Here is a 13,130-nt window from a genome sequence, read left to right as displayed (position 1 = left end):
GCCTCTCAGTATTTGCGGTTCGGGAGTGCCGCCTTGGCCTGCTCCGGGGTGAACGCCGTCTCCTCGGTCAGCACGCGCTGCGGGATCGTCTCACCGGCGATGACCTTCTTTGCCAGGTCCATCAGCTGAGGGCCAAGCAACGGCGAGCACTCCACGATGTAGTTGATCTTGCCGTCGGCAAGGGCCGTCATGCCGTCCTTGACCGCGTCAACCGTGATGATCTTGATGTCGACGCCGGGCTTCTTGCCGGCCGCGACGATCGCCTCGATCGCACCGAGACCCATGTCGTCGTTGTGCGCGTAGAGCACGTCGATCTTCGGGTTGGCCTTCAGGAAGGCCTCCATGACCTCCTTGCCCTTGGCGCGGGTGAAGTCACCGGTCTGCGACGCGATCACCTTGAACTTCGGGTCGGCCTTGATGACGTCGGCGAAGCCGGACTTGCGGTCGTTGGCGGGCGCCGAACCGGTGGTGCCCTGCAGCTCGACGATGTTCACCGTGTCGGTCTTGCCGGTGTACTCCTTGACCAGCCACTCGCCGGCCTTCTTGCCCTCGAGGACGAAGTCGGAGCCGATGAAGGTCTTGTAGAGCGAGGTGTCCTTCGAGTCGACCGCGCGGTCGGTCAGGATCACCGGGATCTTGGCGTCCTTGGCCTCCTTGAGCACGGTGTCCCAGCCCGACTCGACGACCGGCGAGAAGGCGATGATGTCCACCTTCTGCGCGATGTAGCTGCGGATCGCCTTGATCTGGTTCTCCTGCTTCTGCTGCGCGTCGGAGAACTTCAGGTCGATCCCGGCGGCCGTGGCGGCCTCCTGGATGGACTTGGTGTTGGCGGTGCGCCAGCCGCTCTCCGCGCCGACCTGCGCGAAGCCCATCGTGATCTTGCCGTCGTCCTTCTTGTCGCCGCTGCCGGCGTCGCTCTCGCCACCGCACGCGCTGAGCGTGCCAACCATCAACAGGCCGCCGAGCACGGCCGCGGACCACTTCTTCAGCACTACGCCTTCTCCTAACGGGGTGTCTTGTGCCAGTTCGAGTGAACGTTCACATTCAAGGGCGGACCGCCCCACCGCCGGGGTGTGTGGCGATGGGGGTACCTTGCTCCGGCCTCGGTTACATTGGCCGTCGCGGTTGTATGTCGAGAGTGTTAGCGTTCTCATCCCCGACGTCAAGCCTGTGACGTCGATTCGTGACCGGAGGTGCTCGTTGGCCCACCCCGCGCGCTCCGGGCGGGACCGCGGAGCCTCCGCTCGCGCCGCCTCACCCGCCGCCACCTCGACTGAACGTGTCTCCTTTCCTACGGAACGTAGCGTCTTTACCGCGAAGGACAACGCGCCTTCTACGGACCGTGATCCAGTCCGTGCCGATCGTAATGTTTCAGATCGGAGTCCGATGTCCACGGACAACCGCCGGGCGTCCCCGGACATCGGCGGCCTCCCGCCGGCGCCGGACCGGCGCGCCGAGGCTCCTGGATCGGCTCAGCGCGCGGAGGCTCCCGGGCCGGCTCGGCGCGCGGAGGCTCCCGGCCGGCTCGGCGCGCGGAGGCACGGGCCGGCTCGGCGCGCAGGCACCCGGCCACGGGGCCGGACCGCAGCCGGCGGGGACCGGTCGCGCACGCCGGCGGTATCGCGCCCGACGCGGTGGCGGTGCCGCCCCCGCGGAAGGTCGGCATGCGCGACGTGGCCCGCCTGGCGGGGGTGTCGCACCAGACCGTGTCGCGGGTGCTCAACGACCTGCCGAACGTCAGCGACAGCACCCGCAGCCGCGTCCTGGACGCCGTGCGGATCCTCAACTACCGGCGCAACATGGCCGCGCGCACGCTGGTGACGAGCCGGTCCCGCACGATCGGCCTGATCGGTTTCGAGACCACCCTGGCCGGCCCCGCCTCGATGATCTACGGTATCGAGAAGGCCGCCCGGGAGGCGGGCTACTACGTCAGCATCGCCACCGTGCGGTCGCTGGACCGCCACGCCGTGCTCGACGCCGTGGAGCAGCTCTGCGCGCAGGCCGTGGAGGGCATCATCGCGATCGCCCCGAAGAACTCCGTCGCCGACGCCCTCGCCCAGGCGCCGCCGGGCACCCCCACCGTCGGGGTGGGCGGCGCCGACGACGGCGCGGTGCCGATGCTGCGCGTCGACAACGTCCGGGGCGCGTGCCTGGCCACCCGGCACCTGCTGGACCTCGGCCACCGCACAGTCCATCATGTGCCCGGCCCGGCCGACTGGCCCGAGGGCCGCGACCGCATCGACGGCTGGCGGCAGACCCTGCACGCCGCCGGCGCCCCGGTCCCCCCGGTCGCCGCCGGCGACTGGTCGGCCCGCTCCGGCTACCTGCGCGGCCAGGTGCTCGCCGCCGACCCCACGGTGACGGCCGTCTTCTGCGGCAACGACCACATCGCCCTCGGCGTTCTGCGCGCGTTCCACGAGGCGGGCCGCACGGTCCCCGACGACGCAAGCATCGTCGGCTTCGACGACATGCCCGAGTCCGGCTACTTCCTGCCCCCGCTCACCACCGTGCACCAGGACTTCGCCGAGCTCGGCCGGCGCAGCGTCGACCTGCTCGTCGCCCGGCTCGCCGGCACGCCCGCGCCCACGGCACCGGTCCACCTCGCCCCGTCGCTCATCGTGCGCGCCAGCGCCGCCCGCAGCCACGCCTGACCCGTCGCGCGCCGCGCTCGCCACGGTCGCCGCGGTCGCCACGGTCGCCACGGTCGCCACGGTCGCCTGGCTCGCCGCGGTCGCCTGGCTCGCCGGGCTCGAAGCCGCGCGCCGGTGATCGAAGCCGCGCCGCGTTCGAAGCCCGCGCGCCGGCCGCCGGAGCGCCCTGGGCCGACCCGGATCACGGGGTGCAGATCGGCTCCGCTCGGGGACGGGGCGCCGAGGACGTGGTCAGGCCTCCCACACGACGGCCCGGTCGACGGCGTCCACCACGCGACGCCAGTCCCGCACCGCCGGCACGGCGTCGGCCGCACGCAGGCGACGCCGGGCGGACCAGCCGGCCACGGACTGCTGCGACCGGCGCAGCACGTCGTCCAGTTCGTCGAGGCGCGAGCCCCGCGCGATCAGCCGTGACACCTCGCGCAAGGCGAACGCGGCGGCCAGCTCCGCGACCAGGTCCCGGCTCCTGACGAGCACGTCTGGCAGCCACTGCGCCGGCGGGTGCTGCAGGATGAGCGGGACGATCTCCAGGTCGACCTGGTCCTCGTCGTCCGGGGTCAGCACGAGGTTGGCGAACCAGTCCTTCACGCGGGGCCAGCCCTCGATCCCGGCGAGCAGGTGGTCGTCGCGGTCCAGGTGCCGGGCGAGCCCCTCGGTGGAGCGGAAGAGCAGCGGCCGCCCGTCCCGGTCGAGGAAACCGACCTCTTCGGGGTCCTGGAAGCAGGCGCGGATGGTGTACCCCTGCCCCGACGGCAGCGTGATGCGCAACGGATGGATCGGCGCCTCGTGCCACGGCCGGCCCGGCATGACGAAGCCGCGGTCCGGCTGGATCAGCCACGCCCAGGGCGAGCTGACGACGTACGCGCCGAACGCCTCGATCCCGTCGTCGTCCGAGCGCCTGACGGCCTTGGCGACCGGCGGCCTGACCGCCTTCGCGGCCGCCGGTCTCACCGCCTTCGCGGCCGCCGGTCTCACCGCCTTCGCAACCGGCGCCTTCACCGCCTCCGCGACCGGCGGCTTCACCGGCCTCGCGACCTGCGCCTTCACCGCCTTCGCGACCGGCGGTGCGGCCTGGGGAGCGTCCGACGGTGCGGCCGGCGGTGCCGCCGACGGTGCGGCCGGGGGTTGTGAGACGGCCAGGACGCTGCCCTCGGCGACGACCAGCTCCGGCTGCTCGACCACGAGCGGTGGCACGCCGACGATGCGGTGCAGCAGCGTCGCGACGAGCGGCATCCGGCTCGCGCCGCCGACCAGGAACACCCCGGCGGTGGCGGTGGCGTCGATGCCCGCCCGTTGCAGGATGATCCTGGTGAGGTCGGCGGTGCGGCGCAGCAGGACGGTGGCGAGCCGGTCGAGCTGCTCCCGCCCGAGCGTGGCCTCCGTGTCGAGGCCCGAGAGGTACACGACCGTGCTGCCGCTGCGCGACAACAGCTCCTTCGCGGTCTGCACGTCGTCCCAGAGCTGCCGCCGGGCCCGGCGGTCGGCGGCGGTCACGGGGTGCTCCAGCCGCTGCCACTCCTCGGCCCGGTCGGCGTACACCGCGCCGAAGTAGCCGACGACCGCGGCGTCCACGTCCAGGCCGCCGACGTCGCCGAGGCCGTCCGTGGCCACGATGGTGAAGCCCTCCGCCTCCCGCCGCACCACGCTGACGTCGAAGGTGCCGGCGCCGAGGTCGTACACGACGAGCGACTGACCGACGGCCACCGGCACGCGGACCTGGTTGAGGAACGCGCACGCGGCGGCGATCGGCTCGGCGACCAGGTCCACGGACGCCAGCCCCGCCGCACCCGCCGCGTCGAGCAGGATCCGGCGGCGGCGCGGTCCCCACGAGGCCGGATGGGTCAGCGCGACGCGGTCCGGCGCCACCCCGCCGGTGGTGCGGTGCGCCTCCTCGACGACCCGGCGCAGCACCGCCGCGACCAGGTCCGTCACCGGCACCTCGGCCTCGCCGAGCAGGACGGCGTCGTGGTCGATGCCGCGTTTCGGGTTGGGCTCGAAGCGCGCCGGGTCGAGCCTGGCGCTGTGCACGGCGTCCCGGCCGACGACCAGGCGCCCCGAGCGGTCCAGGTACACGGCCGAGCGCAGCAGCGGCGACCCGTCGAACAGCAGCGGCTTGACCGGGCCGCCGGGCCAGGCGAGCACCGCGACGGTGTTGGAGGTGCCGAAGTCGATGCCGAGGACGAAGCCCGAGCGCATCGACCGATCTTAGGCGGCGCTCGTGCGCACGCAGTTGACCACCGGTGGGTCGAAACCGTTGAACGAGGAGGCGTAGACGCTGGTGTAGGAGCCGGTGCTGCCGATGTACACCTCGTCGCCGGTGCGCAGTCCGGCGGACAGCTCCACGTCGAACATGATGGTGTCCTGGCTGTCGCAGGTCGGGCCGGTGAGGTGGCAGCGCTCGCGGGCCGGGGCGTCCCGCGAGTCGGTGACGGGGAAGCGGAGCTGGTTGCCGGTCTCCAGGCTCTCCATCAGGCCGTTGAACGCGCCCACGTCGAGGTGGATCCAGCGCCGGCCGTGGCGCAGGGCGGTGCCGATGACCGTGGCCCGCAGGGTGCCGGCCGCGGCGACCACGGCGCGGCCCGGCTCGATCACGACCGGGACCTCGTAGGGCAGTCCGGCCAGGCCAGTTGTGATCGCCGCCGCGTAATCCGACAAAGGCGGAACGATGCTCGTATAGCGGGCGGGGAAGCCGCCGCCGACGTTCACCATCTGGAGAAACACCTGCTCGGCGGCGAGCTTGTCCATGACCTGCGCGACGGCGCGCAGCGGCGCCCGCCACGCCTGCGGCAGCAGCATCTGGGAGCCGACGTGGAAGGCCACGCCGAACGGGCGCAGCCCCCGGTCCCGGGCGCTGAGCAGCAGGGCGGTGGCCGTCGCGGCGTCGACGCCGAACTTGCCCTCGCTGGGCACGCCGCTGCGGATCTGGTGCGCGGCGAGCCGCACGTACACGGCCGCGCCGGGCGCCGCGGCGGCGAGCTTGTCCAGCTCGTCCTCGGAGTCGAAAGCGAAGCGCCACAAGCCTTTCGCGTGCGCGCGAGCGATGTGGCCGACCGGCTTGACCGGGTTGCTGAACAGCGTGTCGGCCGGGTCCACCCCGACCTCGGCGAGCAGGTCGAGCTCGGGGGCCGACGCGACCTCGAAGCGGCAGCCGAGGCGGTGCAGCTCGGTGAGGACCTCCGGATGCGGGTTGCACTTCATGGCGTAGTGCACGGTCATCCCCGGCAGCCCGGCGACGACCGCATGATACTCCGCTGCCACACGATCGAGATCGATGAGCAGCTCCGGCGTTCGGTCCACCCGGCCTCCCCGTCCACTTGATTCTCCGTGGTCAGGATATTGCGCATCGTAACTTTTGCACTACCGTCAATAGACCATCTATCGAAATGTACTGATCAATAAGTCCCCGCCGATGCGGATCGGAGTGTTGGACATGAACGTCAAGACCGTCGACCAGGTGCAGGCCGAACTCCGCGACGAGGCATGGACCCTCTACTCGGAGGCGTTCGAGGAACTCAACGCCCTCGCGGTCCAGCGCCACCTCATGTACCGCAACGAGTTCGACGACGTGATGGGCGACCCCCGCGTCCAGAAGTACCTCTGCCTCGATGACGACGACACGCTGCGCGGCCTGGCCGTCTACACCAACGACCTGGGCTCCATGCCCCTGATCTCCCCGCAATACTTCGAGCGGCGCTGGCCGCAGCACTACGCCGAGCGGCGCATCTGGTACTGCGGCTTCGTCGCGGTGCAGCGCGACGGGCGGGCGGCGACCGCCTTCGGCGAGCTCGTGACCGCGATGTACCTCGCGGCCGCCACCCAGAACGGGCTGATCGCCCTGGACTTCTGCCGGCGCACGGACGAGATCCGGCACATGTCCAGGGTCGTGCGGCTCATGCTGCACCGGCTCTCCGGCGACGTGCGGACCCACCGGCTCGACGAGCAGCAGTACTGGCTCTACGAGTTCCCGTCCGGGCCCGAGCAGCAGGCCGCCTGACGATCAGGTGTACGGCGGGCGCCACATCGGCCAGACCGGGGGGCCGCCCGGCAGCAGGATCGGCGGGCGGCTCTGGTAACCGTGCCGCAGGTACAGCTCACGGTTGCGGGGATCGTTGGCCTCCAGGTACGCCGGGAGGCCGGCCCGGTCCAGCCGGCTGTGGTGGCGGGCGAGCATGGCGCTGCCGATGCCGAGGTTCTGCCGCTCCGGGCGCACCGCGACGAACGCCAGGTAGTGGTGCGGCACGATCGGATGCTCCTCCTCCAGCAGCGCGTCGAGCTGGCTGGCGCGGTCGAACGCCGGGCCCGACGCCTCCTTGAGCCGGCGGTCGTAGTCGACCGGCGGCGGGATGGCCCGCGTCAGCGGGAACCACAGCGCGACACCGGAGAGCCGGCCGTCGATCGGGTCGACGGTCGCGTACACCTCGCCGAACCGCACGGCATGCTCGGCGAAGATCGCGAAGTACTCGGGCGCGTACTCGCGGCGGTCGTCGGGGTCGGGCGCCATCCAGCGGGCGACCGGGCCGTCGCTCATCGCGGCGGTCAGGACCTCGGTGATCTCGTCGGTGTCGACAGGTTCGATGTCGCGGACGACGACATCCTGAATGGCGTGCGTCATGACCATCCCCTCTCGGTGTCCACAGTGGAGAAAGAAGTTACGAGTGGTGGGCGACGTCGGACGTGCGGGGCAGCGAGTGTGACACCGGGAAGCTGGAGCCCTCGGGCAGGACCCGCTGCTCGGCGCCCCGGCCGATCCCGGCGTAGGACTCCGGCCGCGCGGCGCGCATGACCAGTGCCCAGAGGATGCCCACGACGGCGAACACGGCGTACGCCACTGAGAACACCCAGTTGAAGATCGAGTTCGATTCGACCTGCAGCAGGTCGCCCAGCCCGATGACCGTCGCGGCCAGCACGATGCTGAGCAGCAGGAACGCCAGCAGCGGCGCGATCTGCGCGCGCCACACGTTCTCCCGCCGGCGGTGCCGGATGAAGAACGCGATGACCGCGGCGGACGCGCCCCACATGAGCATCAGCACGCCGAGCCCGCCGACGGTCGTGCCCCAGGCGAACAGGTAGATCAACGCGTCGGTCTTCGTCACCCAGTACACGATGAGCACCGCCAGGGCGAGCAGGCTCTGCGTGATCGAGCCCAGGATCGGCGCGCCGGTGCGCGGGTGCGCCACACCCCACAGTCGTGGCAGCACCCGCTCCCGGCCCAGGGCGAACTGATAGCGGGCGACGGCCGCGTGGAACGCCAGGCTCGCGGCGAACACGCTGGTCAGGAACAGCACGTACCCGACGTTGATGAACGCCTCGGGCACGTACGGCGTGACCAGCGCGAAGACCAGGTCGGTCTCCTCGTCCTTCGCGGCCTGCACGATGTTGCCGGCGCCGGTGTTGACCGACATCGCCCACGCCGAGACCCCGCAGAGCAGCCCCGGCAGCAGGACCGCCCAGTGCGTCGCCCGGGCGATGGTGTGCTTCGGGTCCTTCGCCTCCTCGGACAGCACGACCGTCGCCTCGAACCCGACGAAGCCCGCGATCGCGAGCACCAGCATCGCCGCGACCTCCGGCGTCAGCAGCTGCGCCGGGGCGAGGGTCTCCGCGCTGACCTTGCCGCCCGCCGGGTGGGCGATCATGATCGCGTCGTAGATGAGCACGATGGTGATCTCGGCGGTCAGCAGCACGGCGAGGACCTTGCCGCTCAGGTCGACCCACAGCACGCCGAGCACGGCGATCAGGAACCAGCCGACCAGCGCGCAGACGAACCAGCTGGCTTTGATGCCGCTGGCCTCCAGGATCCCGGAGGCCACGACGCCGAGCAGGCCGAACAGGCCGATCTGCATCGCCGCGTACGCCGGCAGCGCGATGAACGCCGCCGCCACGCCGGTGACGCGGCCCAGCCCGTGGCTGATGTAGGAGTAGAACGCGCCGGAGTTGACGATGTGCCGGCTCATCGCCACGAACCCGACGGTGAAGATCGACAGGATCAGCGCGGCCACGAAGTACACCAGCGGCACCGCGGTGTTGCCCACCACGGCGTAGATCGTCGAGATGGCGCCGAGGATCACGGTCAGCGGTGCGGCACCCGCCACCCCGAAGAACACCACGGACGGCACGCCGAGGCGATTGCTGGCCAGACCTCTGGTGACGATGTCAGGCCCGCTCGCGGTGGTGGTCCGCGCCATGTTCGGTCTCCTCACGCGGTCAGTTGTGCTGGTGCGCAACGCACCGCGGTGATAGTGGTGGCGGCCCACCGAATGTCACCGACGACCCACGGCGAGCGCAGAGCCCACCGCGGCCTCGGTGTACTGGACGAGCTGCACGACGTCGTCCGGGAGGGACGCCATGATCGCCGGCAGCTGGCGCATGCATTCGCGCTGCTCCTGCACGCCGGCGAACACGTGCCGGGTCAGCCCGGTCGCCACGACCAGCGCGATGAGTGCCCGGTCGTGCAGCCCCATCGATCGCCGGTGCGCGAGCGCCTCGGACAGCCGGATCGACTCCCACGCGGCCGTGTTGCGTTGTTCGGCGCTCAGCGGCAGGTACAGCGTCTGCGCGCTGAGCAGTTTCCGCCGGGTGACCGGCTCGACCACGCCGGCCCGCAGCAGCCGCTCGCCGACCTGGTCGGTCGCGTCGGCGGCGAGGTAGGCCAGCCAGGTGCGGATCTCACGGTGCTGTGGCTGCGCGATCAGCAGGTCCAGCACGCGGTGCGCAAGCGAGTCGCCAGGCGGCTCCTGGCTGACGACATACAGGTCGCCGGTCATGGCGCGCAGCCGCCCGTACAACATCAGTTCGCCGAGTAGGGCAGCGGCCAGGCCGAGGCCCGCCGCTCGGGGGTGCAGCCGCGAACGGCCAGTTCGATCGTCGTGGGCAATCAGGTAATAGCTGTTTGCAAGCATCGCGACCACGCTCCCTCGAGGGTCCCTCGAGCACATCAGCGACAGACCAGCAGGCACATGTGCTGGCTTCGATGTCCCCGAGCATCATGTACCCAACACGGCGCGTAGTGCAACGAGTACTAGACTCGGGGTATGCGCATCCCGCGAATTGCATAGGATCATTGCCGTGGACATAGACGCCGCAAAGGACGAGGGCCCCACGCTTCGCCGCCGTCGACTGGCAGCGGAACTGAAGAAAAGTCGCGAGGAAGCCGGATTCACACAGGAATCCGTGTCGCGGCACTTCGAGTGGCACTCGGCCAAGGTCACCAGAATTGAGAACGCCCGCGTGCCGGTGACCGCCCGGGACGTCAACGACCTACTGACCCTCTACGGGGTCCGGGACGTCGACTACCGCGAGGCGCTGCTGGCGCTCGCCCGGCAGGGCAAGCAGCGCACCTGGTGGACCGACTACCGCGACGTCATGCGCCCGGGCAACTTCGTGGGCATGGAGGCCGACGCGTCGATCACCCGCGTCTGGGAGCCGATCGTGCTGCCCGGCCTGCTGCAGTCCGAGGCGTACATGCGGGCGCTGATCGGCACGGGCCGCCGGCACGACCGGAAGGAGACGATCGAACGGCGGGTCGCGCTGCGCAGGATGCGTCAGGCGCGCCTGACGGCACCATCTCCGCTGCAGCTCGTGGCGTGTATCGACGAGTCGGTGATCCACCGCGTCGTCGGCGGTCCGTCAGTGATGCACGAGCAACGTCACAGGCTGATCGAGATCGCCGCACTGCCCAACGTGTCGATGCGGATCGTCCCGTACAGCGCCGGCGAGCACCCGTTCATGGGTGGTTCCGTCGCTCTGCTCGAGTTTCCCGACGTCGCCCACCTGGATGTCGTATACCTGGAGGGTCTTGCCGGGGACTACTACGAGGAGCAGCCTGCGGAGGTCAAGCGCTACCGCGACGAGTTCGAGCGACTGAGGAACAGAGCCCTCAGCGAGGCGTCGTCGATCGCCTTGATCGAAACCCTGCTCGGCTGAGCTGTCCGCGCCACCTCAGCCGCACGTCCCCGCAAAGGAGAGGAGGTGTGCATATTGTCTGCACAAGTCACTGCTACCAGCTGGCACAAAAGTAGTCGCAGCAACGGCAACGGCGGCAACAACTGCGTCGAAGTCGCAGTCGTTGACTCCGCTGTCGGTGTCCGCGACAGCAAGAATCCGGACGGACCCGTATTACGGTTCAGTCCGGCAGCTTGGGAGTCGTTCGTCACCGACACCAAGCTCGGCGTTTTCGATGTGACCAACTGATTGCTTTTCCCGGTTACCTCAAATCCCATGCGACATTGAATCGCGTCTGGGCTGGTGCAGGAATGCATCAGCCCACCGCGAAGATACTGGTCGATGCTATTACCGGCCGCGCGGCGGCGCCACCACCTGCTTTCGCAGTATCTGTAACGGCGCCGCCACCCATTGATCTCCAGGAGGTGCGTGAATCGCCGGGTGCTCCTGTCCGTGACCACGCCGTCCGTGTCCGACGCCCATGCCGTGCAGGCGCTGCACGGCTGGCTGGTCCGCTCCCCCGGCCTCGACGCGGACATCGCCCAGCGCAGTTCGGTCACCGGGCACATGGGTGCCCTGGACGTCACCGACATCGTGCTGATGCGCGCGGTGGCGGCGGCGAACCCGGTGATCGCCCACACCGCCTGGCGGCGGGTGCGGCCGGCGCTCGCCGCGGAGGATCTCGCCGGGGCGCTGCGGGCCGCGGCCGTCGCCGTCAGCGAGGTCCGCGCGCTGCAGGCCGGTCCGGAATAGTCCGGGCCCACAGTCAACCGCGCACCGCCGCGGCGACATCTCTCTGGTGGACCGCCCAGCGAAGGGATACCCACCACGTGCGCCCGGACCGGGAACATGACTTCAGCCAGTACGCGCAGGCGCGGATACCGCGGCTGCACCGGGTGGCGTTCCAGCTGCTCGGCGACCGGGACCGGGCCGACGACGCGGTGCAGAACACGCTGACCGTGCTGTACCAGCGCTGGACCCGCATGCACGACGTGCAGCACCTCGACGCGTACGTGCACACCATGCTGGTGCGCTCCTGCCTGAGCGACCACCGGCGCTGGTGGTCGAAGGTTCAGCTGCGGGAGACCACCCCGGACGTGCCCGTCGCCGCCGACGACCCCCTCGTCGACCAGCGGATGATGCTGCGGGCCGCGCTGCGCCGCCTGCCGGAGGGCCAGCGCACGGTGCTGGTGCTGCGGTTCCTGTGCGACCTCCCGGTCGCCGAGGTGGCGCGGCTGATGAACCGGTCGGAAGGGACCGTGAAGCGCCAGACGTTCAGCGGCCTGGGCAACCTGCGCAAGCTGCTCGACGAGCGAGCTAGGAGCGAGGCATGAGCGACAACCCGTTCGGCATCCTCACCGACGAGCCCGTGCCGGCGAGCCGGGTCCGCGTCGACGACGTCATCGCCGGCGGGCGGGCCCGGGTGCGGCGGCGCCGCGGGATCGTCGCCGGGGTGTGCGCGGCGGTGCTCGTCCTCGCCACCGTCGCCGGCGTCGCCGTCGGCGCCCCGCGCGGCGGGCCTGCGCATCCCGACCCCGCACCGCCGCCGGTGCCGTCGGTCAGCGCCCACCCGTCGGGGTGCACGGTCACCACGATCGACGTCGGCGGTGACATCGGCGGCCTGTTCACCGCCCCGGACGGCAGGCACCTCGCGTTCTCCCGCGCCCCCGATCCCGGCCTGCTGATCCTGTACCGCGACGGCGCCGTCGTCCGTGAGTACCACACCGGCGAACGGTTCCAGACGACGGCGCTGAACACGGCGGGGATCGCGGTCGGCATGCAGGGCGACGACGCCTACCGCACCACCGCCGACGGCGCCGTCGTCACCCTCCCCCGCCCGTCCGGCGCGCTGCGCGTCGTGGCGTACGGCATCAACGCGGCCGGCGACATCGTCGGCGAGGCGTGGATGCCCGGCAAGAAGTTCCGCGCGGTCCTGTGGCGCCACACCGCCCTCGACGTGCCGGTCCTGCTGCCGACACCGTCCGGCAAGTCGTCCTCGGCCAGCGGCATCACCGACGACGGCCGCGTCATCGGCGACATCGACCAAGGCGCGATCCCATACCTGTGGAACGCCGACGGCACCGGCGCCACCCTGCCGACCCCACCGGGCATGCCGGGCGGCCGCCCCCTGCAGATCGCCGGCGACTGGATCACCGGCATGGTCAACTACCTGTCCATCAAGGACTTCGACCCGGTAACCGGTCACCGGACGGGAGCGGGCAACCCGAAGCCCGCACGCTGGCATCTTTCCGCCGGTACCGTCGAGCCCCTCGAAACCACGGACGTCTTCAACGGCTCGGGCCGCATCACGGCCGACGGCACCCTGGTCATCAACCGGTTCACCGACGCGGCCTTCTGGAACGGCGGGACGATGATCCCGCTGCCGGCACCGCCCGGCTACGAACGCGTGCAGATCACCTCGATCAGCGCCGACGGCAGGGTCCTCGCCGGCGCCGCCTCGAAGAACACCGGCGGCTCGATCGAACCGTTCCGCTGGGACTGCCGCCGCTGACCCCGCTCCCGCATGCTCCACCGCCCGCG

General features: G+C 70.8%; 13 protein-coding genes. 7 read left to right on the top strand and 6 right to left on the bottom strand.

Annotated features, from left to right (window positions below):
- Positions 1–5 precede the first annotated feature (5 nt).
- Positions 6–950: an ABC transporter substrate-binding protein gene (locus OHA72_RS31510; protein WP_327011708.1), complete on the bottom strand. Its 945-nt coding sequence runs from the start codon at positions 948–950 to the stop codon at positions 6–8.
- Between the two features lie 714 nt (positions 951–1,664).
- On the opposite strand from OHA72_RS31510, the gene OHA72_RS31505 reads away from it, so the two are divergent.
- Positions 1,665–2,651: a LacI family DNA-binding transcriptional regulator gene (locus tag OHA72_RS31505; RefSeq protein WP_326999658.1), complete on the top strand. Its 987-nt coding sequence runs from the start codon at positions 1,665–1,667 to the stop codon at positions 2,649–2,651.
- Positions 2,652–2,882: 231 nt separating this feature from the next.
- Here OHA72_RS31505 and OHA72_RS31500 read toward each other — a convergent pair whose 3' ends face one another.
- Together OHA72_RS31500 and OHA72_RS31495 are read right to left on the bottom strand one after the other, a co-directional pair.
- Entirely contained in the window at positions 2,883–4,847 is a 1,965-nt protein-coding gene (locus OHA72_RS31500) for an Hsp70 family protein (RefSeq protein WP_326999657.1), read from the bottom strand.
- Positions 4,848–4,856: 9 nt separating this feature from the next.
- Positions 4,857–5,948 (bottom strand): type III PLP-dependent enzyme, encoded by a 1,092-nt coding sequence (locus tag OHA72_RS31495; protein WP_326999656.1) that lies wholly within the window; start codon positions 5,946–5,948, stop codon positions 4,857–4,859.
- A gap of 133 nt (positions 5,949–6,081) precedes the next feature.
- On the opposite strand from OHA72_RS31495, the gene OHA72_RS31490 reads away from it, so the two are divergent.
- The gene (locus OHA72_RS31490; RefSeq protein ID WP_326999655.1) at positions 6,082–6,645 is read left to right on the top strand and encodes a hypothetical protein; all 564 of its coding nucleotides are present in this window, start codon (positions 6,082–6,084) and stop codon (positions 6,643–6,645) included.
- Between the two features lie 3 nt (positions 6,646–6,648).
- Here OHA72_RS31490 and OHA72_RS31485 read toward each other — a convergent pair whose 3' ends face one another.
- The 3 genes from OHA72_RS31485 to OHA72_RS31475 form a co-directional block, all read right to left on the bottom strand.
- On the bottom strand, positions 6,649–7,263 hold the full coding sequence (locus OHA72_RS31485; RefSeq protein WP_326999654.1) for a GNAT family N-acetyltransferase: 615 nt from the start codon (positions 7,261–7,263) through the stop codon (positions 6,649–6,651).
- A gap of 37 nt (positions 7,264–7,300) precedes the next feature.
- Positions 7,301–8,833, bottom strand: a complete 1,533-nt coding sequence (locus OHA72_RS31480; protein WP_326999653.1) for an APC family permease — start codon at positions 8,831–8,833, stop codon at positions 7,301–7,303.
- A 75-nt stretch (positions 8,834–8,908) separates the two neighbouring features.
- The gene (locus OHA72_RS31475) at positions 8,909–9,547 is read right to left on the bottom strand and encodes a GOLPH3/VPS74 family protein (protein WP_326999652.1); all 639 of its coding nucleotides are present in this window, start codon (positions 9,545–9,547) and stop codon (positions 8,909–8,911) included.
- A gap of 271 nt (positions 9,548–9,818) precedes the next feature.
- Between OHA72_RS31475 and OHA72_RS31470 the strand changes: the two genes are divergently transcribed.
- The 5 genes from OHA72_RS31470 to OHA72_RS31450 all read left to right on the top strand — a co-directional run bounded on the left by OHA72_RS31470 (position 9,819) and on the right by OHA72_RS31450 (position 13,101).
- Positions 9,819–10,571, top strand: coding sequence for a DUF5753 domain-containing protein (locus OHA72_RS31470; RefSeq protein WP_327011411.1), 753 nt, complete (start codon positions 9,819–9,821; stop codon positions 10,569–10,571).
- Between the two features lie 51 nt (positions 10,572–10,622).
- Complete coding sequence (locus OHA72_RS31465; protein WP_327011707.1) at positions 10,623–10,838, top strand: DUF397 domain-containing protein; 216 nt, start codon at positions 10,623–10,625, stop codon at positions 10,836–10,838.
- 180 nt (positions 10,839–11,018) lie between these two features.
- Positions 11,019–11,342: an effector-associated constant component EACC1 gene (locus tag OHA72_RS31460; protein WP_327011410.1), complete on the top strand. Its 324-nt coding sequence runs from the start codon at positions 11,019–11,021 to the stop codon at positions 11,340–11,342.
- Between the two features lie 77 nt (positions 11,343–11,419).
- Positions 11,420–11,923, top strand: a complete 504-nt coding sequence (locus tag OHA72_RS31455) for a SigE family RNA polymerase sigma factor (RefSeq protein WP_327011409.1) — start codon at positions 11,420–11,422, stop codon at positions 11,921–11,923.
- On the top strand, positions 11,920–13,101 hold the full coding sequence (locus tag OHA72_RS31450; RefSeq protein ID WP_327011408.1) for a hypothetical protein: 1,182 nt from the start codon (positions 11,920–11,922) through the stop codon (positions 13,099–13,101). The genes OHA72_RS31455 and OHA72_RS31450 overlap by 4 nt, the downstream gene beginning before the upstream one ends.
- Positions 13,102–13,130: the final 29 nt, after the last annotated feature.

Source organism: Dactylosporangium sp. NBC_01737, from assembly GCF_035963215.1.
In the GTDB taxonomy this organism is placed as follows: domain Bacteria; phylum Actinomycetota; class Actinomycetes; order Mycobacteriales; family Micromonosporaceae; genus Dactylosporangium.
Note: the sequence above shows the minus strand (reverse complement) of the source record. Positions and strands in the feature narration are given on the sequence as shown.

Excerpts from the sequence above, each read along its gene's own strand:
- OHA72_RS31500 (WP_326999657.1), bottom strand. The coding sequence starts at position 4,847 with ATGCGCTCGGGCTTCGTCCTCGGCATCGACTTCGGCACCTCCAACACC.
- OHA72_RS31505 (WP_326999658.1), top strand. The coding sequence starts at position 1,665 with ATGCGCGACGTGGCCCGCCTGGCGGGGGTGTCGCACCAGACCGTGTCG.
- OHA72_RS31490 (WP_326999655.1), top strand. The coding sequence starts at position 6,082 with ATGAACGTCAAGACCGTCGACCAGGTGCAGGCCGAACTCCGCGACGAG.
- OHA72_RS31485 (WP_326999654.1), bottom strand. The coding sequence starts at position 7,263 with ATGACGCACGCCATTCAGGATGTCGTCGTCCGCGACATCGAACCTGTC.
- OHA72_RS31480 (WP_326999653.1), bottom strand. The coding sequence starts at position 8,833 with ATGGCGCGGACCACCACCGCGAGCGGGCCTGACATCGTCACCAGAGGT.
- OHA72_RS31450 (WP_327011408.1), top strand. The coding sequence starts at position 11,920 with ATGAGCGACAACCCGTTCGGCATCCTCACCGACGAGCCCGTGCCGGCG.
- OHA72_RS31475 (WP_326999652.1), bottom strand. The coding sequence starts at position 9,547 with ATGCTTGCAAACAGCTATTACCTGATTGCCCACGACGATCGAACTGGC.
- OHA72_RS31510 (WP_327011708.1), bottom strand. The coding sequence starts at position 950 with ATGGTTGGCACGCTCAGCGCGTGCGGTGGCGAGAGCGACGCCGGCAGC.